Annotated in this window: 20 protein-coding genes; 8 read left to right on the top strand and 12 right to left on the bottom strand. The window is 44.5% G+C overall.

The features are described from left to right. Positions 1 to 36: 36 nt before the first annotated feature. From R8806_RS08420 to R8806_RS08410, 3 genes are all read right to left on the bottom strand, one after another. Positions 37 to 1,905, bottom strand: coding sequence for a hypothetical protein (locus tag R8806_RS08420; RefSeq protein ID WP_124315670.1), 1,869 nt, complete (start codon positions 1,903 to 1,905; stop codon positions 37 to 39). Positions 1,906 to 2,016: 111 nt separating this feature from the next. After that, the gene (locus tag R8806_RS08415) at positions 2,017 to 3,075 is read right to left on the bottom strand and encodes a BF3164 family lipoprotein (RefSeq protein WP_164719538.1); all 1,059 of its coding nucleotides are present in this window, start codon (positions 3,073 to 3,075) and stop codon (positions 2,017 to 2,019) included. A gap of 10 nt (positions 3,076 to 3,085) precedes the next feature. Next, positions 3,086 to 3,319 carry a hypothetical protein gene (locus tag R8806_RS08410; RefSeq protein WP_124315672.1) on the bottom strand — a complete coding sequence of 78 codons (234 nt, stop codon included), beginning with the start codon at positions 3,317 to 3,319 and terminating at the stop codon, positions 3,086 to 3,088. Positions 3,320 to 3,476: 157 nt separating this feature from the next. Between R8806_RS08410 and R8806_RS08405 the strand changes: the two genes are divergently transcribed. From R8806_RS08405 to R8806_RS08395, 3 genes are all read left to right on the top strand, one after another. Further along, complete coding sequence (locus R8806_RS08405; RefSeq protein WP_167513935.1) at positions 3,477 to 4,850, top strand: sensor histidine kinase; 1,374 nt, start codon at positions 3,477 to 3,479, stop codon at positions 4,848 to 4,850. An 18-nt stretch (positions 4,851 to 4,868) separates the two neighbouring features. Continuing rightward, the gene (locus R8806_RS08400; RefSeq protein ID WP_124318146.1) at positions 4,869 to 5,567 is read left to right on the top strand and encodes a response regulator transcription factor; all 699 of its coding nucleotides are present in this window, start codon (positions 4,869 to 4,871) and stop codon (positions 5,565 to 5,567) included. Between the two features lie 71 nt (positions 5,568 to 5,638). Beyond that, positions 5,639 to 6,568, top strand: a complete 930-nt coding sequence (locus tag R8806_RS08395; protein WP_244980149.1) for an Rpn family recombination-promoting nuclease/putative transposase — start codon at positions 5,639 to 5,641, stop codon at positions 6,566 to 6,568. 19 nt (positions 6,569 to 6,587) lie between these two features. On the opposite strand, the gene R8806_RS08390 is transcribed toward R8806_RS08395, so the two are convergent. After that, positions 6,588 to 7,562, bottom strand: a complete 975-nt coding sequence (locus R8806_RS08390; RefSeq protein WP_087421217.1) for an N-acetylmuramoyl-L-alanine amidase family protein — start codon at positions 7,560 to 7,562, stop codon at positions 6,588 to 6,590. 218 nt (positions 7,563 to 7,780) lie between these two features. Here R8806_RS08390 and R8806_RS08385 point away from each other — a divergent pair, with 218 nt between their 5' ends. Next, on the top strand, positions 7,781 to 8,035 hold the full coding sequence (locus R8806_RS08385) for a hypothetical protein (RefSeq protein WP_317715803.1): 255 nt from the start codon (positions 7,781 to 7,783) through the stop codon (positions 8,033 to 8,035). After that, a complete protein-coding gene (locus R8806_RS08380; protein ID WP_317715802.1) occupies positions 8,032 to 8,646 on the top strand; it encodes a NigD1/NigD2 family lipoprotein in 615 nt (204 codons plus the stop codon). The genes R8806_RS08385 and R8806_RS08380 overlap by 4 nt, the downstream gene beginning before the upstream one ends. Positions 8,647 to 8,982: 336 nt before the next feature. Here the strand turns inward: R8806_RS08380 and R8806_RS08375 are convergent, their stop codons facing one another. The 3 genes from R8806_RS08375 to R8806_RS08365 form a co-directional block, all read right to left on the bottom strand. After that, on the bottom strand, positions 8,983 to 11,286 hold the full coding sequence (locus R8806_RS08375; RefSeq protein WP_124318113.1) for a TonB-dependent receptor: 2,304 nt from the start codon (positions 11,284 to 11,286) through the stop codon (positions 8,983 to 8,985). 236 nt (positions 11,287 to 11,522) lie between these two features. After that, complete coding sequence (locus tag R8806_RS08370) at positions 11,523 to 11,885, bottom strand: hypothetical protein (protein ID WP_124318112.1); 363 nt, start codon at positions 11,883 to 11,885, stop codon at positions 11,523 to 11,525. A gap of 214 nt (positions 11,886 to 12,099) precedes the next feature. Further along, a complete protein-coding gene (locus tag R8806_RS08365) occupies positions 12,100 to 17,565 on the bottom strand; it encodes an alpha-2-macroglobulin family protein (protein ID WP_229783023.1) in 5,466 nt (1,821 codons plus the stop codon). Positions 17,566 to 17,698: 133 nt separating this feature from the next. Between R8806_RS08365 and R8806_RS08360 the strand changes: the two genes are divergently transcribed. Both R8806_RS08360 and R8806_RS08355 read left to right on the top strand, forming a co-directional pair. Beyond that, positions 17,699 to 19,021, top strand: a complete 1,323-nt coding sequence (locus R8806_RS08360; protein WP_124317962.1) for a UDP-glucose dehydrogenase family protein — start codon at positions 17,699 to 17,701, stop codon at positions 19,019 to 19,021. 99 nt (positions 19,022 to 19,120) lie between these two features. After that, positions 19,121 to 20,029 (top strand): diacylglycerol/lipid kinase family protein, encoded by a 909-nt coding sequence (locus R8806_RS08355; RefSeq protein ID WP_124317961.1) that lies wholly within the window; start codon positions 19,121 to 19,123, stop codon positions 20,027 to 20,029. Between the two features lie 15 nt (positions 20,030 to 20,044). Here the strand turns inward: R8806_RS08355 and R8806_RS08350 are convergent, their stop codons facing one another. Both R8806_RS08350 and R8806_RS08345 read right to left on the bottom strand, forming a co-directional pair. Beyond that, a complete protein-coding gene (locus tag R8806_RS08350; protein ID WP_087421230.1) occupies positions 20,045 to 20,521 on the bottom strand; it encodes an Lrp/AsnC family transcriptional regulator in 477 nt (158 codons plus the stop codon). A 10-nt stretch (positions 20,522 to 20,531) separates the two neighbouring features. Further along, a complete protein-coding gene (locus R8806_RS08345) occupies positions 20,532 to 21,155 on the bottom strand; it encodes a hypothetical protein (protein WP_027202309.1) in 624 nt (207 codons plus the stop codon). Positions 21,156 to 21,316: 161 nt separating this feature from the next. Here R8806_RS08345 and R8806_RS08340 point away from each other — a divergent pair, with 161 nt between their 5' ends. Further along, positions 21,317 to 22,885: an alkaline phosphatase family protein gene (locus R8806_RS08340; protein ID WP_229783024.1), complete on the top strand. Its 1,569-nt coding sequence runs from the start codon at positions 21,317 to 21,319 to the stop codon at positions 22,883 to 22,885. A 219-nt stretch (positions 22,886 to 23,104) separates the two neighbouring features. On the opposite strand, the gene R8806_RS08335 is transcribed toward R8806_RS08340, so the two are convergent. The 3 genes from R8806_RS08335 to gldE form a co-directional block, all read right to left on the bottom strand. Continuing rightward, positions 23,105 to 23,941 (bottom strand): IS3 family transposase, encoded by an 837-nt coding sequence (locus R8806_RS08335; protein WP_164720063.1) that lies wholly within the window; start codon positions 23,939 to 23,941, stop codon positions 23,105 to 23,107. Beyond that, positions 23,938 to 24,363 (bottom strand): hypothetical protein, encoded by a 426-nt coding sequence (locus R8806_RS08330; protein WP_124318325.1) that lies wholly within the window; start codon positions 24,361 to 24,363, stop codon positions 23,938 to 23,940. The genes R8806_RS08335 and R8806_RS08330 overlap by 4 nt, the downstream gene beginning before the upstream one ends. 161 nt (positions 24,364 to 24,524) lie before the next feature. Further along, a complete protein-coding gene (gene gldE, locus R8806_RS08325; protein WP_124318324.1) occupies positions 24,525 to 25,862 on the bottom strand; it encodes a gliding motility-associated protein GldE in 1,338 nt (445 codons plus the stop codon).

Below are 25,862 nucleotides of genomic sequence, written 5' to 3'. Positions count from 1 at the left end.
TGGTGTGAATGGGATCCGGTCGATCCCTCGGCGGGATTAATCCAGTCGTTGGATTAATTGTTCCATTTGTGCTTTTATATATAGTGTTTCTTCTGATTCTTTTTTAGGTTTCAACGTGAGTATCTGACGGGCACATTCCAGTGTTTTGTCCCGCAGGCCCATTTCAAGGTACAATTGGGCCAGTAGGAAATTGGGATACACAAGGTTGGGGACCATGTGATGTGCTTTTTGAAAATACTGTTCTGCCAGTTGATATTCTCCCAGTGCTTGGTAGCTCTTGCCGATACGATTATAAATCTGCGGGTCAGGGAGAATTTGTGCCACTCGTTGAAGGATGGCGATACTCTCTTCATGTTGCCCGGTTTGTGACAAGGCGTACCCGTATTCCATGAAAAAATAGGGGTGACGTAGCGTGTTTGTTAGCGGGGTGTATATCTTAGCTGCCGTGGCATATATTTTCATTTTATAATAAAGGCGTCCATGGGCCCATTGTTTGTATGCTTTGAACATCGTGAACTGGGGGTAAACGATGGTGGTCGTGATCCCGATCAAAAGTAGCGAGGTCATGATCGGTATAACTTTGGGTATTCTTTTTCTTGCGGGCTGAATGTCTGAGGTCCCGAGAGCGATTAACAGTACCAACAAGATCGAGAGGGATAATGATTGAATAGGGGAATTGATGAATCCCGCGAGGATAAAAGCAATTAAGGCTCCCGTGATAGCCAGTTTCTCCGGGTGTTTATCCATGTTCCTGAATCCGGAGAACAGGACGGAAACGATGAGGCCGATAAACAATAATATTCCGATGATTCCCGTGCCGGTTGCCAGTTGAATGAAGTCGTTCTCCGGGCAGTTGGGATTTCCGGCAAGGGCTACTTCCTGTTCGGTTGGTTCTCCTTGTTCAAAATAGGTTGTTTGGGCATCCCCGAATGCTTTCCGGAAATTTCCGATCCCGACACCAGTGATCGGTTTTTCCTTCAGCACTTGCAGGGATATTTTCCAAGTTAACAGATGTTTGTTTATTTCATCCTTCCGTAATCGATAAAAACCGGTGGTAAGCAAGCCTATCACGAGTAAGAGCGTGATCCCGGATATGGTAGTTCTTTTGTGACTTCGGAGTATAGAGGTTTTTATAAAGGTGTGAAGGTCCAATTTAAAGTACAGAACAAATAGCCCGCTACATCCTGCAATAAACCATGCGGATGGGATTCCCGTAAGCGGTAGTATGGATAGAATCCCGATTAGCCCGAGGGCAGAAAGAAGGAATAAAAGAATGTCGTCAACAATTTCCAGTCTCACATGTTCTTCATCGGTTCCGGTAAGGAGACGAGAGTAACCGTATTTTAATTTTTGGAATAACGTGATGGTCCAGTAGAGGGCTATGGGTAGAGTGATGGCCAGAAACATGGCATAGGAGTTCGTGTGGGGTAGCGAACCTGTGAGCGTGAAGTCTTTTTGCATATCGGGGATATAGGCGTACAACTGGCAATATCCCCAGATTACCTCCAGTAGTGCGAAAGCGATCAGCACGAATTGGAATACCTTAGTGGCTTTTTTATAGTGGTGGAAAAAGATGTCGAAGAAGAAAAAGGAAATGATTACTAGCAAAAATATTTTCGCGTTCATCATTTCCATGTTAGAGTAGCGGGATATGTCAATAATCACTACAGTCAAAATCCCTATCATTATTGACTTGGTTATGTCGATACTCGCGACCGACATAGAGTAAAAAGCAAGACCGAATGTTATAACTCCCGTGAGTAATAACGTGGAGTAGAACCAGAAATATTTGGCAAGCGTTAGCCCGTTCATTCTGGTAGGATCAATTACCAGTATGGTCATAACCAGTAATATGAATCCGGCGAAAGCGATCGGGTATGCTATGTCTCGTATTTCTCTTGCCATGGTTTAATCTAACGATTTATTTCTCCGTGGTATTATTTGCCGTTTCCGGGTAAAGGTCCTTGGAAGGAAACCTATCGAGACATCCTTCCAAGGAGCGGTCTCACGCGGAAATTAATCCAATGTATATTTGATTAACACTGAATTCGGGTTGTTTGTCAAACCGTAAATTGCATTCTCTTCTTTGTTGAAAGAAATAGAGGTGAACGGATTTCTTAATAAATAAGTGTGGACGTGATTGCCCTCCCAGTCGAACACAACAATCCGTTCACCGTATACTATCTGGTCTTTATATTTGCGGTAACTTCTACCGGAATACAAGGCGTATATGTACTCGTCAGTAACTTCAATATCACAGAACCCGAAGAGATTGTCTGTGGAATAGGCAACGGGCGTTCTCCGCATATTTTTAACTGTGGCTTTCGGAGAATAAAGATTCAGCTCGGCAACGCGAGTGATATTGGTGCAAGGTATGAGAGAGCAGAAATCGATGATGCCACTCTGCATATTCGCACAGACAAATTTTGTTCCGTCGGGTTTTATCTTGATGATATTACTGGCAAATAAAGCACTTCTTAAAGTATCGTTTATGGTGCGATAACTCGGTATTTCCGGGTAACTTAAAAAGTATTCTTCGCTATTGTTGTTCATTAAACCGTATCTACCTTCGTCAAACATTCCGGTAGAGATAATTGTCGAGCCTGATTTTGCCACGCAAAGGTGTTTTTTATCCTTGGGCATATCAATAAATTTAGGTCCGAATTCAGGTTGTCCGAAGTGATTTAAATCGAATTCAACTAATCTGTCATTTCCAAAGTCATAGGCGGAAAGGATTCCTTTGTCGTCGAGGGTCATCGTGAGAATATAGAGTCCCCGATCCGCACCCATTCCCGTTGGCAGATAACTGCCTAGTAACTTCCCGTTTTCTTGGTATATGGAGATTTTATTAAGTCCGTTTAGATCCAATACGATAAGTAAGGAGTCTTTTTTGATAACTTTTGTCGGGTTGTAAATTCCAATTTTTTCCAAGTTAATCGTTTCACCCAGTTGATTCAAGGAGATAGCACGACTTGTACTGAATAATGGATTATCTTCTTTTGGCACTTCATGTTTCTCGTCGGAACAACCGAAGGCAAGCAATAAAGCTATAATTATAAATGCTGTCTTTTTCATAGTGAATTGTTTATGGGATAGATAAACCGGGGTGGAAAATAGGATACCCGTCACTGCCATATGTCATACATACTCCTCCGGGAGCTTTGCATGGATTATCATCTCCGTCTTCCTTGTCTCCAAATGCTTCGATATTTTGGATTTTTATATCTATATTCGTCGAATCTTTTCTTATATTTACATTTAGTAATGTAAATACTAGAACAATAGATATGAAAATAGTTATTAATATTATCTTTTTCATTTGTCTTGGTATTTAAATCAAGGCAAAAATAAGTGATCGGAATGACTTAAATTGTATCTAATTTGTATCGATTTTTTGTTAATTTATCTAAATGTTTTTGGATGACACGATAGAAAATAATTTCTATATCTTTGAATAGATTTATAACACTATGTTTATGAATAGAAAAATTCATGTGGTTTGGGGTGTTTCGATATTTGCGATACTGTGTTTGTTGATTTTTCAAGGTTTTTGGTTGAATCGATTGATTCAATTCAAGCAGGTTGAATATTTAAATACCGTAAATAATATTTTGTCTGGAGCAGTTGAATCTGGGTTCGAAGAATATTTGGTTGGTAATCGGGTTATTGTGCAAGAACCTCCAAGTGTTAGTGTGAATCCTGATGATAAAATCGTGAAATTTGTTTGGAAGGGAGATACTACAATCATTAACTATGATAAAGATGCCGGATATTTAGGTGTGTTTAGGAAAGTCTGTTATGATTTGGTGAAGGAACAGTCAGGGGAAAATATTAGTATGTTAGATAGTGTATGTAAGTCTATCTTTGAAAGTAATGGGATTGAGGATGAATATGTTTTAGAGCTTGTAAATACTAAAACTGGTGATATTATTGCTTCTACCGATACGGGGTTTTCAAAAATTAGAAGGCGGCTTGTGTCTAATATGGTAGAATTAGGTTTAAAAAGTCATCATGGTGTGATTGTTTATTTTGATATGCCCTATAAAACGTTTTTTACACAAATGACGGGAGTGTTGATTAGTTCTTTCGTCTTGTTCGTGTTATTGATTGTGTGTTTTATTTACCAGATCAAAACGATCCTCGTTCAGTACCAAATATCCAAGATTCGGGAAGAATTTATGAGTAGTATGGTTCACGAGTTGAAGCTTCCGTTATCTGCCGTGCAAAATGCTTTTTCCGGGATTATTTCGTACGGAACTGAAAATTTGAAGGATGCACAGAGAATATTGTTAAATGCGGCACATAAACGGGTGGATCAATTGAATAATTTCGTGTATAAATTATTAATTGTTTGGAAACAAGGGTTTAAAATATCGTGGAATAGATTAAATTTGCGAGAAACTATTGATTCACTGGTTGCATTGTTTGATCCGATGTTAATGGGAAAGAATGTCTCTATCAAGGTTGACTATCAGTTGAGCGTTGATGTAATTGAAGCGGATGATATTCATTTCCCGAATGCCATAAGTAATTTGATAGAGAATGCTATCAAGTATTCGGGTGATCCGGCAAAAGTAGAGATCGAGTGTAAAGAGGTGGACGGGATGGTCGTGATTGCCATTAAAGACAACGGGATTGGAATTCCGGAAAAGTTGAAAGAGAAGATATTCGAACGGTATTACAGGATTCACCGCGGGCGTTCGACTGATGTGCATGGTTTCGGGATCGGGTTAAGCTACGTGAAACAGGTAATCGAGGCGCATGAAGGCGTGATTCGGGTGGAAAGCGAGGTCGGTGTTGGCACGACTTTCACCGTGATGATCCCTTTGGTGAAAGATGAGAACGATTAACAGTTGACAAACGGGAAAATGATTAAGATTTTGTATGCCGAAGATGACGCCATGCAGGCGAAAACGTGTATTGATTATTTGAAAAGAGCCGGGTATAAGGTGGTTCATGCTGCCGATGGAGAACAGGCCTTGTGGTTGTACCGTAGGGAAACTCCTGATTTGATCTTGCTGGATGTGATTATGCCCAAGATGAGCGGGTTCGAGGTGGCCAAAAAGATTCGGGAAGAGGATTTTTCGACACCAATCCTGTTTATCAGTTCCTTGACACATTCTCAACACGCTATTGATGGTTTTGACCTCGGAGCGAATGACTACATACGTAAAGAGGTACTTCTGGATGAAGTGGTTGCTCGGGTGAATCGGTGGTTGAGGAACATGGGAATGTTGAAAGTCGAGACCGATTTCATGAAGATTTCAGGTGATGTTTCGTTTAACCCGATTCGTCGTTACTTGATTATAAAAGGGGAGACGAACCAGCTGACTCCCATGGAAACAAGAGTGTTGAAAACCTTGTGTTTGAAGAAAAATCAATACGTGAGTAAGGATGAACTGGTCAAAGAGGGATGGGGGAATGATTTTAAAGAGTCCTATCGTTACTTGGATAGAGTGATCGCTCGTTTGAGGAAGTTCTTCCCGAAAGGTGATCCGGTTGAGATTGCCACGTCGTGGGGGAAAGGGTTCGGGTTGATGGTTAAGAAAAAGACTTCTCTGCAATAGCAAAAGCGACTCTAAATGATGGATTTATCGAAATAATGCCTATCTTTGTAATAGGTATAAAAAGAATAGCCATGAGATCTAATTTAATACATTTCGATTGGGCGATGAAACGCTTGCTTAGGGACAAGAGTAATTATGTCGTTCTGGAAGGATTTTTGTCAACGTTGTTGCAGGAAGATATACATATTTGCCGGTTCTTGGAAAGCGAATCCAATCAATCGGATGCGAGCAACAAGTTCAATCGGGCAGATATTCTGGTGGAGGATACTAAAGGAGAATTAATGATTATTGAGATCCAAAATAACCGTGAATTGGATTACTTCCATCGGATGCTATACGGGGTGTCTAAAACGATCTCGGAATATATAGGGTTAGGTGATGCTTACAGTGAAGTGCGAAAAGTCTACTCAATAAATATTGTTTATTTCGATTTGGGACAGGGTAAGGATTACGTGTATCATGGGAAAACTTTGTTCCGGGGATTGCATGACCCGAACGACGAGTTGAAATTGTCTGTCCGGCAACGGGAATTATTCGTGGGTAAAGATGCTGGAGACGTGTTCCCGGAGTATTACGTGTTGCGAGTGAATGATTTCGATACAGTGGCTCGGACGCCTTTGGATGAATGGGTCAAATTTCTCAAGACCGGAGAGATTGACCGAACTGCCACGGCGAAGGGATTGCCTGAAGCGCGTGAACGTTTGCGGGTGGATGCCTTGCCGGAGCATGAAAAACGTGCTTATTACCGGGATATGGAAGCTTTACGTTATCAAAAAAGCGTCATTGAAACTGGTCGGATAGAAGGAAGAGCGGAAGGAAGAGCGGAAGGAAGGGAAGAAGGCAGGGAAGAAGGTAAGGCAGAAGGTAGGGCAGAAGGATTCGTGGAGGGAGAAAAGAGGAAACAACAGGAGATAGCCGGAAAAATGAAATCCTCGGGGATAGCTTTAGAGACGATAATTCAAATAACGGGTCTTTCTCGTGAGGAGATAGAACAATTGTGATGCATACAGATTTGATAAATTATTTATTCTTGTAGTTTTTATAATCTTCGATAAGTCCCTCGCACATCCAGTTTGCTAGAGCCTGTCGGTTATCGTCCAGTAGGAAACGTTGCTGGTCCCGGCTGTTCTGGATATTGCCAAGCTCGACGAAGACAGCAACGGGCAGGGATTGTTTGATTACAAACAAGTCACGTGGGGACACGGTGCCGGAAAAACCCCGGAGAGGTTGGTGCTTGTCGTATTTTCGGTTGAAAACATTTTGTAGCGTGTTTGCCAGATGTTTGCCCTTGGCACTTCCGTCGTAATGATAGAAAAACACGTCTATTTGCTTACTCTCGCTCCGGCTGTCGAGGTGAATAAAAAGAGCCCGGCGATAGTGTTCCTTGTCTTTCTTGAATAGTTCATTGATTTTGTCGCAACGTTGTTGCAGACGTTTGACTTGGTTCAAGGGAATGGCTTGTCCCATACAGGTTTCCCGGTCGCTGACGTCAAGGAATTTATCGTTGCGAATACCGTCTTTCGCGTCTTGGATAATGATGTGTACTTTGGCTCCTTTTGACATGAGGTTACGGGCCAGACGGAGCATGATGTCATAAGCGTACTCGTCTTCGTGTAACGGGTGGCCCCGTAATTCTCCGATGGCCCCGGGGTCCGGTCCCCCGTGTCCGCTCACGAGATAAAAGCAGGCCCCGTTTAACTCGTCGGAATCAATGGTGTATTTTGCCAGTTTCTCTCCGAATAGAGGTTCGTTGCCCTCGTTTTTCAAAGGGGGAAGGGTGTACGTGACACCGAGTTTTAGCCCGTTATTTTTGTCCAGCTTATCCCGGTTCAGTTCGACGAAACGGTCGAAATGAAATGATTTCGTGCGATTGAAACGTTTTAAAAATTGCAGAACTCCTTCTCCCTTGTTTGCCTTGGCCGTTTCCTGTGCCGTGGAGGAAAACGTGAAAATAATCAGAAATAAGAAAGAAAATATAACGAGAGAGTATTTCATAGGCATTATTTTGTTACAAAGATATAGATTTAGTTGTAGGTTGCAAGTTACAAGTTGTAGGTTTTGGCCTTGTTCCGGGGTGTTTTAATATTTAGTAACTTGTTGCTTTTGAGGGTCTGAATATTTTGAAATGAATTTTAAAAAAAGCAATAATATAGCCTGTTGACGCAACTTTTTAAAAATATAAGCATCTATTGGATGTATTAAAAAAAACAGCTATGAAAAATAAAACATGGAAATTTGCACTTATTTGTTCGTTGATCGTGATGGGTTTTACGGCTTGTGACGATGATGACGAATATTACTACGTGGGCGGAGGTAGCTCATGGCTTAGTTATGGTAACCTCGAAAAAATTGATAATGGGAGCCGTTCCAAGTTTGCCATTCGTCGGGACGATGGTAACCGGCTGATCGTGACGGAAGGGATGCCTATTAATTTTGACGGGGCGGAGGAAGATTTCGGGTGTACGTGAATTACTCTATCGTGGGTAGCGAACGTGACGAGACCGGGTTGGAAGGTAATATGAATTATTACATTCGTCTTTACGGGTTTGATGACGTGTTGACGAAGGTGCCGGTAAAACAGTCTTTCATTAATGAAGATAAGGAAGTACGGCAAGATAGTATCGGTAATGATCCGATCAACGTGCGGGAAGCGTGGTTCGGTGGAAGATACTTGAATGTCGAGTTCCGGATTCCAGTAAAAGACGGGTCTAAAGAGAAACACTTCATTAATTTGGTACAGGGTGACGTGGTGGCTCATAATGACACGGTTTACGTGACCTTGCGCCATAACGCTTACGGTGAAAGGCCTGACACGGGTAACGATCAAGGAAATTATTCATGGGGTCGGGGACGGGTTTCTTTCGACTTGACCTCTATCGTGCCTGAGGGACAGACGTCTGTACCGGTAAAACTACTCTGGACTGAATACGGGAAAAACACTTCAGAAACGGTTAACCGGGAAGATAGTGGTACCTATACCCTGAAAAATACCGGTGAAACGGGTGAAAACAAGGGTTTGAACCAGGATAAGAGTAAGATGGTGGCGACAGAAGAAGTTAGTGAATGTGTGATTGAATAACGGGAAAGATCAGATAACCAACATTTTATATTCAATAAAAGCCATGCCGAAAAGGTATGGCTTTTTTCATGTACTTTCGTTGGTATCTTGCCGTGGTTGAATAGGTGTTGTAGGTGTGTCTCGTTAGTAAGTCAATGGAAAGTCAACGGGAAGTTAACGGGAAGTGGATGGATGGCGGTGGTGTATTTTTATTTGATTTTATCTTGAAACGTGAAGGATATATTAACGAGTCACCAGTGAGATACCGAGGCAAGTACGCTTTAATACTAAAGAGGAAGAGCCGAACCTTGCGAGTTCGGCCCTTTGTCGATAAAGTGAAATCTTGATACTGTATTTTTAGAATATTCCGAATTTCAGGCCTGCAAAATAAGTTCTTGGCAAGCCCGGACCGTAAATGTAACCGGAATCCCGGAATTCCCCCTTGTCGAAATCGTTCTGGTAACTGTCGAACACGTTTTGCATCCCGATATTGAACTGAATTGTGTAACCCCTGCCAACCTTGATGTCGTATGCCAGTTTAATCGTGGCGTCGAAGAAGGAGTCCGTTTTTTCCAACACGTCTTTCTCGATGTACCCGGCCGAGTGACCCACGTACATGGAACCCGTGTAAGTCCCGGAGAGGGCTGCCGAGAAGTTTTTGAACGGGAGCAGGTTTAACGTTGCGTAACCGTATTGATCGGGTGAGCGCAACAGTTTGCGACAGGCTTCCACGTCGGGGTCTTTACTCCATGCAACGGGTTCATCGTATTTACTGTTTTGCAGGGTGGCCCCGAATTGTAGTTGTACGGATTTGTGCGGGGCGATCTTGCCTTCAAGGTTGAATCCTTTCACCACGGCGTCCGACCCGTTACGACGTTCCAGTATTTTGTTCTCGTCATCCGATTCGATCTCTTCCAGCACGAAGGGGTTGTGGAGGCTGGTGTAGAATCCTTCCAGTAGGAGGTTGATCTGTACGGGGCCCCAAGCGGTGTAGTAATCCACGGATGCACTGTAACTGCGGGAACGTTCGGTCTTCAAGTCCTTTGCCACTTGTATTAGGGTCACTTCCCCGCCGACGGCTGCCACGTGGAGGTCTTCATCGTAGGTCTGTGGAGCCCGGAATCCCTCGGAATAGCTTGCCCGCAGGCTTAAATCGGGGATCGGGTTATAACGAATGTTCAAGCGGGGACTGAATATCGGATCGTCGATTTCCGAGTTTTTATCCAGACGTCCGCCTAATAGAAAACTGAATCGTCCGGTTTTCCACTCGTTCTGAAGGTATGCGCTGTACACGGAAACTTCTTGATTGATTTCCCTGTGGTACCCCAACATGAGGTCGTTCAGCTTGTTGTAGGAGTACTCTACTCCCGCGGTGAGAGAAGAGGGCATGAACAGGAAGTTGTCGAAGTCGTAGGAGTACTGGGCTCCGCCCACAACCGTGAAGTCTTTGGTCTTCCCGTAAGCGTTCGTGTCTTGTCCGGCTCCATAGTAGGATTCACGTCCTATGTTCTGGAGGGAAGAGTACACGTTCAAGCGGTGTTTGTAGTCCTTTGATGAGAGTGTGTAGTTCAGGCTCCCGCCATGAATGTTGTGATCGGCTTGTTCTGCCACGTCGGCCTCGTGAGGTGGTCTGTCTAAATTGTTTCCTCCTCGACGGAATTCCTTGATATGATGGTATTCTAGGGTGAATTTACTGAAATGGGTCGGTTTGTAGTAAGTCTTGAAACCGAGTGTCGTGCTGTTTATTTTTCCCAGCTCGGAAAAACCATCATCGTCGTGGTCGTAAGCTTGGCGGTCACGCACCATTCCGAACAGGTAGATTCCGGCATCCCGTTGATCGTTGACGATGGCCCCGTTGAAGGAGGTCACGTTGTCAAAACTTTCCCCGTCAATGGCGGAAAGAGTGTGTCCAACCTGAAAAAAATTGTACAAGGGTTCTTTCGTGATGATGTTGATTGTTCCGGCGATGGCGTTTGACCCGAAGAGGGCGGAGCCTCCACCCCGTAGTACTTCTACTCGTTCGACCATATTGGCGGGAATTTGTTCTAAGCCGTACACTCCGGCAAGCGAGCTGCACATGGGACGACTGTCAATCAATATTTGGGAATAGGGGCCATCCAGCCCGTTGATGCGCACTTGCTGGAAACCGCAGTTTGGGCAGTTGTTTTCAACCCGTAGACCCGGCTGGAAGTTTAATCCTTGGGACAAACATACGGAGTTCGTATTCTCGAATACTTTGGGCGATAGTACGTTGACGATAACGGGGGCTTCCCTTCTATCCGTTTCATTCCGGTTAGCGGTGACCACAGCTCCATCAAGCATAACGGCATCCTCGCTGATTTCGAAGTTAACTTCTTGGGTTTTCCCTCTCACGATCACGATTTCTTTCTCTGCACTTTTATAACCAACCCCTTGTACGCGGAGTGTGTATTTTCCTTCCGGCAGGTTTTTCAAGAAAAAATGCCCGGTTTCGTCCGTGGCCGTGCCGATGTTGGTTCCCTTCAACAATATGGTCATGAAGGGGAGATGTTCACCGGTTTCTTTCAGGATAATGTGTCCGGTGATATGGGCGTCCGTGGTTTTCTTCACGGTGTTTTCTTCATCAGCCCAACCGTAAAGGGCTGGGAAAAGTAATATAACGAGTGTAAGTAAGTTTTTCATTTGTACGTAATTATTTTATACCTCATTCCTGTCTGGGAAAGAGGGGTGTTTTTTTCTAAGAATGAAAGCACATAATTTTGTGCATACTAGACTGATAACAAGAGGGATGTCCTAATATTGGGCCATAATTCTCCCTTCTTGGAAAAAGTATGGCTTGGCATGAGACGTACCCGCTTGGAGACAATTATAGTCCCTTGCATTTCTTTGAGAAATGCTTTTTAGTCTGGATGAAATAATTACGCGAGAATGGGAGGAGCCCGGAGTTGGCTTAAGGTGAAAATATGTTTGTCCGGTTCATCTGCCTGATTTCGGATATGGTAATGTCTCTGGGTTATAGAGAAAGAGATCAGTATGAGCAATGCGGCACTGATCAAGGTGATGAAAGTGGTTAAGTAGGCAATTAATGTCAGCTCCTTGGGGGAGTGCGTGTGATCGGCTTTCCCGTCGGTATCGGCGTGACCGCAAAAGAAATGGGAATGGACAATCGTGACCCCGTTAACCACGTGATAATGCGAGAAAAAGGTGATACTTCCGTAATAGCTCAAAAACAGAGCTAGCAGGAACAAGTGTATCAGTTTATTTACATTTTCTCGACGCATATCTAAATCGTTTGCTTGACAAATGTAGATTATTTCTAAATAATAAGCATGAATTTTTTCTTAAAAATGTATTAAATGTTGCCGAAGGCAAGTTACAGATTGGTTGGTTACAAGTTGCAGGTTATTAATTTAGATTTTAGATTGAAGAAACTGAAAACTGGTACACAAGGCCTTTGTTTATTCAGAAATCATTCAATCTAAAATTTAAAATTAATTACTCTCTGTTTATCGTGATCGTGTTCCCCGGAAGAGTGGCGGTAATCGAGTTATCGTACATCGCCGAGCAGGTGATGGCCGGAAGTAGGTAAGTTCCGGAGTACGCTGCGTTAAAGCGAAGTTTGAAAGTTTTCGATTGGCCTTGTGTTAACGAGAAATAGAGGTATGCCCGGTCATCCCGGATGTCCACGTTGTCGGTTCCTTGGAACGGGTTCACGCCTGTCGTGAGACGTTCATTGAGGAACTCGAAACCGGAGGGGAACATGAAAGTTAATGCCAATTCCTCGTATAAACCGATATTTCCGGTATTCTGGATCGTGATTTCGGCCACGATGTCTTCTCCTTGTTTATAATTGGGTTCGTTGTTCCGAGTGCCGTTGCGATAGTAGTTGACCGTCATTTTCAACCCGGACATTTCGCTTTGCGTGATCACTCCCAATGGCGTGGAGCTGTTGATGGTGCGCACGTGGAGCGTTCCCGAAGAGTTGTTTTTCACGGTCACTTCCGATTTGTTGTTCTTCACAGCCAACTCTTTTTGCAACACGGTTTTTGCCGTCTTGTAGTTGTCTTTCCCGATCTGGACATCAATACCGTTACCATCCTTGAAGTATCGTTCCACGTAGTTACCGATGGCACACAGGCCAAAGGCACTTTCTTGTGTACTTAACCATTCGTTGGATGCAAATTTGCGGGCCATTTTCTGCATGAGCTTGTATGCCTCGTTTTTCATATCCATGTTGATCATGCTTTGCATGATGATCGCGTTGTCACGGAGGTCGGAACCGTAACATCTGCCAAGCTGACGATATAGTTCAGCTTCTGCCGGAAGATTGGCGATCAGCGCTTTGGCAATCTTTTCGTGTTTGCCTAAGGCGTAGGCTCCCGCCAGTTGCCAGCGGGCAATCGGGTTTTTGTAGGTATCTTCCTTCATCCGGTTCATGGCTGCCATATTGGGTTTGCCGGCAAGTGCAAGCACGTAGAGGCGGTAGGATTGTTCGATTTCCGAGTAATAATCTCCCCGTCGCCAAGCATTTGTTTGTTTTGCTAGGTAATCAAGAGCGGAGTTTTTCATGGAAGTCGGGATTCGATAACCGACTTTCTCTGCTTGAATTAAGAAATCCGTGATGTAGGTGGAAACCCAGTCGGAAACGTAGCTGGAGTTCGACCAATAGCTGAACCCACCATTGCTTACTTGGTAGTTGCGCAAGCGGGTGATAACGTCTTTCACGTGCAATTCTGCGGTAACTTTTTGAGCCTCGCTGAGGTCCATAATTCGGTCGAGCATGAGCTGCGGGAACACGGCAGAGGTGATTTGCTCTCCGCATCCGTGCGGGTAACGAATCAAGTAGCCGAGACGTTGTTCCAGATTAAGCGCCGGGATGGAGGTGATTTCGAGGAACGAGGCGGGTTCCAAACCTTCCATCGTGTTGTTGAAGGTGATGGATTCTCCACTTGCCACTTCCCGCGCGTCTACCCGGGTTACTTTGGGATTCGGTATGCGGATGTCGACATCACAACTGAAATGGGCTTTCTCCGAGCCGCTTTGTGCCGTGAAGGTCAACGTGGATTTACCAATGTTTTCTTTGATTTTTACCTTGAAGAATATGATCTGTTCTCCCGTGCCGGAGAAGTGGGCTTCTTTGCTTGCGGGTTCAATGATTTCGATCTTATCGTCGGTTTTGATGTTTACGGTAACATTTTTGATGTTCTCTTTCATGGCAAATAGGGTTACCGGAATTTCGATCATGTCTCCCGGGGTGAACAAGCGAGGCATCGTGACGTTGAGCATCAACGGTTTGTTGACTTTCGTGCTTTGCGAGGCGGAACCATAACGTCCGTTGTCCTCGGCAACGACCATTGTGCGTACTTCCCCGATGTATTCCGGCATCCGGAAGGTGTGCATTTTCTTTTCCCCGTTCTTGATGGTGAACGGGCCTTTGAAGATTACCACGGGAGTAAAACGATTGCTTTTTCGGTTCTCTTCCGGTTCCAAGGATTCGTCACCTCCCACGGCAAATGCTTTTTCCAAACGTCCCCCGAATGCTCCGATGACATCATCGTAGAAGTCCCACGTCTTTACGCCGAGGGCCTCTCTGGCATAGAATGCGGGGAAGGGGTTCGGGGTTTTGAAGGAGGTCAGGGATAACAATCCTTCATCGACGATGGCAATGGAATAAGTCATCGGTTTTCCGTCCTTTTCGCTCACGGAAACCGTGAAATCCTGTGACGGGCGAAGTTCCTGTGCCATATCGATCTTTGGGGTCAGGCGTAAGTTAGGATCGTCAATATTGATGTTCAGTACTCCATACAGACGAATCGGCTTGTCATTGTTCCGGTTTTTGTGAGGTTGAATGAGGGAGACATTGACGTAGATATTGGGACACATTTCACTGGTCGCCTCGATCTCGAAAGAGGTGGAACCGGAAGATGTGGGTACACGGAATATGTCTTTCACGGTTTTCCCGTTTTCAACGCTCACGAGTGCCACGCTACCCTCGGAAGAAGGGAAGGTGATTTTTATTTTTTCCCCGGCACGGTAGGCTTTCTTATCGCTGGTCAAGGTGAGTAGGGTGGCCATACCCGGGATATTCATGTCATTCCGCCAAGAACTTACGTAGAAGGTCGTTCCACAGGAGTGGCCGGAGGATTTATCTCTTGCGATCACGTAATAGCGTCCCCATTGGTTGCAGGTAACGTCAATATTGAATTTACCATTTTGGCTTTTCACGGTTTTATTGAAGATCGGTTTCCGGTAGGAGCGGTTCACGTATGATCCGATATTGTCCCTTTCGGAATCCCACCACCAGCGCCATTCCAAGGTATAGACTTCAACTTCGATTTCCCTGTCAGATACCGGCTTCCCGTCGGCCGTAAGCACGGCTCCCGCGATGGGGATCGGTTTGCCGGCGGAGTACCAGTTATCCTCGGAGTCGGGAAGTTTCACGCCGACATATTCTTTATAAGGTGAATATTTGAATCCTGCTGTCGTGATGCTGAAGTCCCCGCCGGGTTCGAATACCCGCAGCGTGAGTAGTGCATTCAACATTCCCGGGGCGTTCTCCGTGCTGATTTCATCAGCCGATAGGGTAAAATTACCCTCCGCATCGGTGGTCCCTTCAAAGAAGGTTGTTGTGGTCGCGTTAAAATAACGAGATCGGTCATCAAAACTATATTCTTTGTATCCCGGGAACGTGGTGTTACTCTGGGATAATTTTAATTCGGTGTTGACCTTCAGCGAGCTGGTTTTAGCTCCATGCAACCAACGGGTCTGCACGGGAATGGAGTTATCCGGGATACCATTTCCCAGAATGTCATTCGGCAGGTTGGTCACGATACTGAGGCGATTCGGTTTGATACTTTCGATCCGGACGGTTTTCCAGAAGGAGACTCCCCCGATACGTACAACTGCCCGCCAGTAACCCGTGACGGCTTGCTCGTCTGTTTTGAAGGTGAAACAATAGAGGCCGTGTTCGTTACGTCCTTCCCGTTTCGTTTGCACCACGTTACCATTCGGGTCGTAGAGTTCGGCAATGATGGGGTGTCCCACGGGAATCACCTGCTCTTTGTCTTCCAGCATGAAAGAGAGATGTATTTCATTTCCCGGACGCCATACGCCCCGTTCTCCATAAATAAAACCTTTTATTCCTTGTTGCACGACTTCGCCACTGATGTCAAAGTTGCTGTATGATAGAGAATTTGCATCGCTTACTTTTAAATAGGCCTTGTCGTTTCCCTTGACGGCAAGCACGATGAACGGTTTCCCTTGTACTCGTGCGGTTGCGATTCCCGAATTGTTAGTTACGGCAGAATCAATCTTCTGGTTCTGGTAATTGAAGAAGAGTATCTTGCAACTTTCCACGGGAGCGGCCGTGAGCAGGTCGTTCACGGCTACCACGTATTTACCGTCACTTCCGGTTTTGGCGGTAAGGCCGAGAGAGGTGACAATCAAGTTTCTTCTGGGGAAACGATCAGACACGTAGTAATAAGAGTTGGAACAGGGATCGTCCCGTTCTTCCCATGAGTAGTCGGACGGGTAATTATAGTAGTAATCGTCGTCATCATAATCGTCATAATCAGACTGGGAATCCCAATGGTCTTCCGTGATTCCATCCAATCCCTCGTTAGCACAGGCTAGGGTCGTGTAGGATTTTTGGAATTTCAGTTGAACCCGGTAGATAACTCCTTTTTCCAATTGTATATGGTCTGCCAGATTTATCGTGTAGTCCTGCCATTTGTTGGCATTTATTGGGTGACCTTCTTTTTCAAGCGGGATTTTTTTATCCAAGATGATGCGTCCCACCCGGCGTAACTGGTAATCGCTACTATAATTGTAATTACCGTCTTGCAGGTAGAAGTTCATGTTTTGGTTGAATACCTTTACCACACGCAATTGCACGGCTTTCAGGGCTACCGCGGAGAAGGGGATCAGCACGTTTCCCTCGGCCGGGGTAAATGTTCCCTCACCAATAAAGGCAACAGCGGGTTTGGCGGAGGCGAAACTGACGTTGTAGGTGGCATCCGATTTCAATTTTTCACCGAATGAGTTTTTGATACCTTTATAGATATTTATTTGAACGACCCCTTGCATCTTGTCCCGTTCGTTGGAATATACTCGGATAATGTTACCCTGCACGTTGAAGTTTAGGCGATTCACTCCGTCTACGGTGATTAATCCTTGTAAATCCTGAGAGGCATCCACGTTGTCCGAGAGGATGATGTCTATGGTCTGGGAGTTTTCATCGCTTGCTTTGACTTCCAGTACGGAAAATATTTTTGAACCGGGGATCTCCACGATCAAATCGTTCCCGTTTTTCACCTTTTTGTTGAAACTTAACTCCAGTGATTGTGTTGCGTCTGTCCGGTTGATGTCCGGAACCGTGAAGTAGTGGATGTAGGGTGTGTGTTCCCATTCTAATTTGTGGGACAAGCCATTTATCATCGCTTTCACGAGTAGTTCTATTTCGGCGGGGGCCACGGCATCGGAATTCGTGATGGAGGCTCGGTAAGAAAATCTGTTGTTATCCGTGGGGTCGATATTCAAGCTGCCCTCTTGGAACGCAAACACGAGAGGGAGGACTTTCACGCTGAAACGGAAGGTTGACAAGTCGGAAGGGACTTTGCAGAGTTTGTCCAAGTAGAGACTGATGTCGTATGTTTGCCCGTTTTTTAGCGGCTTGGTGGGGGTAAACTCGATAATGTTACCGTCCCGTAGAGATACGGTTCCCTCTGCTTTCGGAGAGATCTTTAATAGTTTTTCGACCTGCGTGGGAAGACTGTCCCCTACTTGCAAAACATTATTTTCCAACCGAACATAGATCGGGTCGGAGGATTTTATCATTCCCTGTGTAAAGTCGGAAATGTATTTGCTATACTCTAGCTTGCTTTGTTCCTTGGTTTTATCTTTGCACGAAAAGATCGTGATCATCAAAAACAGTAAAGGAAAAAGAAGAATTCTTTTTTTCATGCTGGTAATGTTTGATTTATCATTAAGACAAAATTAAATAAAAAAACGGTATGGGAACTTATTGTTCGTTTTAAATTTATATTTTTGCGAAAATGAAAAATCAGACCCTAATTTGGGAGGTAAAATAGATAATATGAGAATAGCTGTTGTTGGAACCGGTTATGTCGGACTTGTGTCTGGAACATGTTTAGCCGAAACGGGAGTAACCGTAACGTGTGTCGATGTTAACAATGTCAAGATCGAGTTGTTGAATCATGGGGGTATGCCTATATATGAACCCGGACTGGCCGAGCTGGTGACCCGGAACCGGGAAGATGGACGCCTCTTTTTCACTACTTCGTTGAGAGAGGCATTGAAGGATGCTGATGCTGTTTTTATTGCCGTGGGAACCCCGCCTGATGAGGATGGGAGTGCCGACCTGCACTATGTGCTGGATGTGGCTCGTGAAATCGGGGAGATCATAAATGATTATATTGTCGTGGTGACGAAATCAACGGTGCCCGTGGGAACGAATTACAAGGTGAAAGGAGTAATTCAAGCAGCTTTGGAAAAACGAGGTGTCGAGGTGGCATTTGACGTGGCTTCTAATCCGGAATTCTTGAAGGAAGGGGATGCGGTGAACGATTTTATCTCTCCGGATCGCGTGGTGATCGGGGTGGAGAGTGATCGTGCCCGTCGGGTCATGGAACGTTTATACCATGCTTTTATATTGAATAATACACCGATCTATTTTATGGATATATTGTCGGCGGAAATGACTAAATACGCGGCAAACTCGATGCTGGCTACCCGTATTTCGTTTATGAATGACATCGCTAATTTGTGTGAGATTGTCGGGGCTGACGTGGAAGCCGTGAAGAAAGGTATCGGTAGTGATTCCCGTATCGGGAAGAAATTCTTGAATGCCGGGTGCGGTTATGGCGGTTCCTGTTTCCCGAAGGACGTGAAGGCGTTGATTCGCACGGGGGATGATCACGGGCATAGCTTGGAATTGTTGAAAGCCGTCGAGCGGGTGAACGAGAACCAGAAGAGCGTGTTGTTCCGAAAGATCACTTCACACTTCGGGCCGAATTTGACGGGAAAACGTTTTGCCATGTGGGGATTGTCGTTTAAACCGGGTACGGATGATTTGCGAGAAGCTCCTTCATTGGTGTTAATTGATAAATTAGTGGGGGCCGGAGCTGTGGTACGAGGATTTGATCCGGTGGCTATGGAAGAGTGTAAGAGACGGATTGGTGATCGTATCGAATACGCGGATAATATGTATGATGCGTTGACCGATGCCGATGCCTTGATCGTGGTGACGGAATGGGCTGAATTCAAGATTCCCAAGTTTACTTTTATCGAAAAAGCATTAAAGCACAAGATTATATTTGACGGAAGAAATATATACAGTCCGGAACAGATGAAAGAATTCGGTTATATGTATTACGGAATCGGACGGAAAGACAATTAGCAATTGAAAATGGGAGAGAGGTCATAAGATCTGTGTGGCGCTATGTTAGTGGCAGCTTAGGCTGCCAGAATCTAAAATCATTAAATCTAAAATTAACACGTGGTTCATTATCGAATATTGTTTATCGTGAATCCTATATCGGGATTCGGTTTGGGCTGGGAGATTCCTTACCGGATAAGGCATATTGCGGCGTACAAACACATCGAGTACAATATACGTTTCACGGAATATGCCGGACACGCAAAAGAGATCGTGGAGCAGGCCAAGCATCAGAATTACACGCATATCATTGCGGCAGGTGGGGATGGTACAGTAAATGAAATCGGTACTGCCCTGATAAATACGGGCATCGCTTTTGGCGTGATCTCTTTAGGGAGTGGTAACGGCTTTGCCCGTCATTTAGGTTTTTCCCAGATGATGAATAAAGCGTTGAAACAGATTTTGAAAAGTGAGACCACGGATATTGATGTCGTGGAAATTAATGGCCATTACTCGTTGAACGTGAGTGGTTTTGGCTTTGATGCCGAGGTGGCACACTTTTTTAGTACCATGAAGATCCGGGGAATATTTTCTTATATCTACTCGATCGTGCATATGTGGTTTCGTTACCCCGGTAAGCGTTACGTGTTTCATATAGATGGGAAAACGTGGGAGGAAGATTGTTTCGTTTTGAGTGTTGCCAATAGTTCCCAGTATGGAAATAATGCCTCGATAGCCCCCAAAGCCTCGTTACGGGACGGGCTGGTTGATATTTGCATTTTGAAGAGGCCTAAATATTATCAAATACCTCGTTTCCTCTATTGCTTTATGAATTCCAAGATCGCTCGACTTCCTTATTTTAGCGAAATCCAATGCAGGGAGGCGATTTTGGAAGGAGACTTGAATAAAGCTCATATTGATGGAGACCCGTATACTTTGGAGTCTCCGGTAAAGGTAAAAGTACTTCCTGGAGTATTGAAAGTAATTGCCCCAAAACTATCCAGGAAGAAGAAAAATATGACGGTTTGATTTAACTTAAAACGACTATTTGTCCTGTGGGGATAGGGCTATCTGTTTCTCGATAAGCTGATCCAAGGAGATGAATGTTTCGGTTTTAGCGATACCGGGGATGTTCTGTAACGTGTTGATCAGAATATCCATCAAATGTTGGTGATCATTACATCTTAATTTAATCAAAAAGGTAAAACCGCCCGTGATAAAGTGACATTCTGTAACTTCCGGGATGCTTTCAATCTCTTTCACGACAGTCTTGTAGGTGTGAGCGTGGTCAAGGATAACCCCGATAAAAGCGCATACACCAAAACCAAGCGCATCGGGTTTCACGATAAAACGGGAACCTTCGATAATACCGGAGTCTTCCATCTTTTTCACGCGTTGGTGGATGGCGGCTCCGGATATGCCACATTCCCGGGCTATTTCCAAAAAGGGGATTCTTGCATTTTTTACAAGATGAGACAAGATCTTGCGATCGATGTCATCAATTTGATATTTTGCACTCATTGTTTTCTTTTTACCTGTTAAAACTTAATACGCTGTACAGTTGTTTACGCTGTTTGTAATATTGCCATCCATCCTCGTTCGTGATGGTTTTGATTACCCCGTCAATCAAATTGTTGAAAATGGTAGCGAAATCAAAGACTTCGGGAGGGTAGATCTCTTGATTGTGAATATCGTTCAGTTTGGCAATATACATGCGGGCAACCATTTCACTTGATACGTCGTTTTTATACATACCTTGTTGCATTCCCTTCTCGATGTTAATTTTAATCTTCTCGTAGATAAAATTAGAACGTTCCAGCTTGTGCTGTTCGAATAGTTCCGGGAACGCCTCGGCTAATTTGTAGCTGACGGAAGGTGACACGTTAAAAAAGCGCTGGTGGATCTCGTTTCCAACCAGTAGTAGAATGTCAATCGCGTTCCATCCGTCGAAATCGTATTCTTTGAATATCTTTTCAAAAGCAATCCGCTCTTGCTCGAAGATACTCTTTGCGATGTCTTCCATGTCTGAGAAATTCTCGTTAATCTCCTCAAGAGAAGTTCCCATTTTCTTCAATTTATCGTCCGATAATTCAGTTCCGTAGCGATAAACATAGTTCCTCAGTTTTTCTGTCAACTGGCACTTTTTCTCAGTCATAATGGATATGGTTATTATAGATTCTTGCCGTAAAGATACGAAACAATTAAGAATTGAAAGAATTATAAGTTGTAAATTATCATATTCTGATTATTTTTGTGTCTATACTGAGGATTTGAAACTTGGGATCAGAAATACGAATTTATAAAATAGAAACGATCGTGAAAAAGTTGTTGTTATTAGCGAGTGTATTGGCTTGGGTATCTGGTGTTTTCGCGGAAGAAAAACCGAAATTGATAGTGGGAGTGGTAATCAGTCATTTTTATCCAGAATGGATGGATATGTATGCTAACGAATTGTCGGAGAATGGTTTGAAACGGATCATGAAACAAGGAGTCCGGGTGAATATGAATTATAACTATTTTTACACGCAAACCGGGGTGGATCACGCATCGATTTACACGGGTATGTTACCCACAGAACATGGGATCGTGTCGAGGGCGTGGTACGATCGTTTACGCCGGAAACGTCAGTATTCTACTCGATCCGATCGTTATACGGAAATCGGTGATCAACAGGCGGATAGTATAAAAAGTTTGTCTCCCGATTATTTGCAGACGATGAGCTTGGGGAGCGCCATGAAATGGAATAATCCCATGTCCCGGGTGTTCAGTATTGCCATGAATGGTGACGAAGCTGTTCTAAGTGGGGGAAGTAGTGCCGATATGGCCATCTGGTTCAGCGAGAAAACGGGTAAATGGGTGTCCTCTTCTTATTATCGTTCGGAATTACCCGAATGGTTGAGAATGTATAATACATGGGTCGAGAGCGATCATTTCGTGAATAAAGGATGGATGATGTTGTCTGACGAGGATAAGTCGGCTGCCCGTATTCGCCTGACGAATCATTTCTATTATGATATAGCCCGGGCAAAGAAGGAATATAATACTTACCGGGTTTTGAAAGCTACACCTTACGCGAATACATTGGTACGTGTGTTGGCCGAAAAATTGATTGACGAGGAAAGGTTGGGAGTGGATAATGATCCGGATTTGCTGGCCTTGAACTTTTCCTGTTTAGACTATATGTCCCGGGATTTCACGATAGATTCGAGCGAGGAGAAAGATATGTTGATCCGTTTGGATATGGATATTGCGGCATTGGTAAGTAAGTTGGATACCCGGGTCGGGAAAGGAAACTACACGCTGTTCGTGACCTTTTCCGAGATGCGGGAATTGATGCCGGAGGATTTGCGGAAGATTAAAGTGAACTCTGATTATTTTAGTATATTTAAATCTGTGGCCTTGTTGAAGTCTTACTTGGGTTTGGTTTACGGGCCGGGTGACTGGATTTCCGATTATGATCAGGGACAAATCTATTTGAACCGGGATCTGATCGAGCAGAAGAAGATAAATCTGAAAGAAATGCAGGATAAAGTGGCTGATTTTATGATCGAGTTCGAAGGGGTAGCCAAAGTCATGACAGCCTATTCATTAACGCACACTTCCTTCCCGGAAGGGGTAAATCGGTTGGTTCAGAATTCGTTTTCTCACAAACGTAGTGGGGATGTCTTTTTCTGTATCCATCCGACTTGGGTTTCGGAACTGAAAGAGTTGGAGGATACTTATTTTCGGCATACCAAGCGTCCGATTGTTCCCCTGTATTTATACGGTGCGGGAGTGAAGGCCGATTTGAAAGGGAACTACACGATGTCGGATTTATTACCTACTTTGTGTAAGATATTGGGAATAAATGTTCCTTACACGGCACATGGGAAGGCAATGTTTTAGTGGGAATTAAAAGTGTTCGATGAACGCCCCTTTGTCCGCCTTTGGGTATCTGTAGTTTCCTAAAATTGGTTTACTAGATTTGACATTCAATAAATTGTATAAAGCATTTTCAATTCTATTTTCTGTTACAAGTTTACTTCAAAAAACTGTAATTCCTGTAATAGTTTTACTTTTTTATTGGCATCCCGGGAATTCCCGGGATGCCAATAACACTTGGCGTCAATACATGACCCTGGCGAATAACTCTTTTTTATCGCGGTGTGCCTGGTCCGGAACTTTCAACCCGATAGCCATGTGTGGTCTTCTGGTGTTGTATATCCCGATGATTCTCTCCACTTGCATTCTCGCCTGGTCAATATCTCTCAAGACCATATCGTTTAACCATTCCCGTTTCAAAATCCCGTTCACTCTCTCGGCGATACCGTTATCGTAAGGGGAGCCATCTTGTGTCACGCTGACTTGAATACCGTGTTCTTTCAATATCCCGGTGTACAGCGAGGAGCAGTATTGCCCACCCCGATCCGAGTGATGAACAAGCTTATCGCTAAAGTTGGGAGGTAGCGTTGCCAACGCCCGGCACAACGCCTTCACGGGACCGGACGAGTCCAGGGTGGGGTGAACTTCCCACCCCGTGATCCGCCGGGAATAAGCGTCGGTTACCAGCGAGAGATACACGAAACCGGCACTCGTTGACAGGTACGTGATATCACTGACCCATACCTGGTTGGGGCGGGTAACTCGAAGCCCTTTCACCAGGTTCGGGTACTGGCGATGCCACGCCCGGGAATCCGTCGTGATGACCCGGTACTTCTTCTGTTTTATCATTAAATCGTGAAGGTGAAGTAAACGATAAAGCCAATCCCGACCGACGGGAAGCCCGTTAGACCCCAGCATGTTCCACAATTTATTAACCCCGAGGTTAGGCATGTCACGGCGAATATCCTGGACGATGGAAAGAACGTAACGCTCGCGTTCCTCGCCTCCACGATCGGCACGGAGGCTCTTGTAATAAGCCTGCTTGCTGTAGCCAAGGGAATTGCAAAGGTGTTCCGTCACGGCTTTACCTCCCCGCTCTTTTTGTCTCTCGACAATCCCGCTAATAGCATCTCCTCGTAGTTTTTTTTTACATCAACATGCAGGCGTTCCCTGGCTAACTCTAGCATTAACTCGTAAGCTTCCACTAGTATTTTCTGTTTCTCTACTTCCTGACGTAAAGACTCCAGCTCGGCGCGTTCTTGATCGGTCATCGGGTATAACATTTTGTAATTACGCGAAGATAAACGTTTGTGTTGTTCTTCCGATAAAACGCGAGATTTATACTTGTGTAGCCAAACGTGAAAAGTCGAGGGTTTGACCTCGTACTTGGCTAGAACTTCCGCGTAACCCATTTCATTGATTATTCGATCTCGTACCGCTGATAATTTCGTCTTCACGGCGTAATAACGACGACGAACAGGGGGAAAATTTAATTCTGACATTGGTTTACTAAGTTTACTGTAAACTTTTTTCAGGACAATACAATCCCTTCCCCCGCCGATAGTCTAGCTCATGGACATAGCATGAACATAGCATATACATACTATGAACATGAACCGGTGTTCATGGTATGTAAGGGGTGTATATTTGCAGAGTACTTGTCCTAGCTTATCGGCGGGGCAGTTATAGGCGAGAGAGGGACTTGCCCGGTCTTTTTGTATTGAATTTTCTTGATTCGCCTGTTGTCAACTTCGAGTACTTTGAATTGATGTTCTTTGTATGTAATCACCTCGTCCTTGTGAGGAAGTTCCCCCTTGATTTCAAGGATCAGTCCGGCCAAGGTGTCAGCATCTCCCTCCACTTCTTGAAATGAATCCTCCTCTATGTCCGTGATCTTGTAGAAATCGTTCAACAGCGTGGAGGCCTCGAAAATATATGCCCCATTCTTGTCCCGCGTGTAAACAATTTCCTGTTCGTCGTATTCATCATTAATGTCGCCCACGATCTCTTCGATAATATCTTCCATCGTGACGATTCCGGTGGTTCCCCCGTATTCATCAACAACAATCGCCAAGTGCACCTTTTTCGTTTGGAACTCTTCCAGCAGGTCGTTGATCTTTTTGGTTTCTGGGACAAAATAGGCCGGACGGATTAAGGTTTGCCAGTGAAAGTCCTCTTTTTCATCCAGATGTTGTAATAAATCCTTCACGTAGAGGATTCCCGTGATGTTATCCAAGTTTTCCTCGTACACGGGCATACGTGAGTAGCCATGTTCAGTGATGATCTCTTTCACTTGTTGGTAGCTTGAACTCCCGTCAATGGCGATCACGTTGATGCGGGGACGGATGATGTCAACCGCGTCAATATTACCAAAACGGACAATGCCTTCCAAAATGTCTTTTTCCTCGTTGATTGCCGTGTCCTTGGTTAATTCCAAGGCTTTGGATAATTGGTCGATGGATAAATTGTCCTTTTTATCCATGCGCTTGCTGATAATAGAGGTGGAACCGATCAACAGGGCGGATAGCGGACGGAACAGGCGTGATAAAAAGGTCAGTGGACCTGCCATGAAAATCACCATGTTCAACTGGGAACGATTGGCGTATAATTTAGGAATGATTTCTCCGGCCAGTAAGATCACGAACGTTACCACGATCACTTGGATAATGAAACCTAACGTGGGATAAGCCGAGAAATCAAATAATGAATTTACCAGATAGGTGGACAGCACGACAATGGCCACGTTCACGAAATTGTTGGATATTAAAATCGTGGCGAGTAGTCGGTTGGGTTTCTGTTGCAGGTTGCGGGCCTTCTCGTACCCGTTGTCTTCCAAGTATTTCAATTGCGAGGGAGAAAGTGAGAAATAGGCAACCTCCGAACCGGAAATTAATGCCGAGCATAATAATAAAAGCAATAGGATAATGACGAAAATTAAATCGATGAGGGTGAATGCACCTGTAAAAATCTGCCCGGCAAGGGGAATATAATCTGTGTCCAA

The sequence above is a fragment of the Butyricimonas faecihominis genome (genome assembly GCF_033096445.1).
Taxonomy (GTDB): Bacteria; Bacteroidota; Bacteroidia; order Bacteroidales; family Marinifilaceae; genus Butyricimonas; species Butyricimonas faecihominis.
This window is presented reverse-complemented; position numbering and strand designations above follow the sequence as displayed.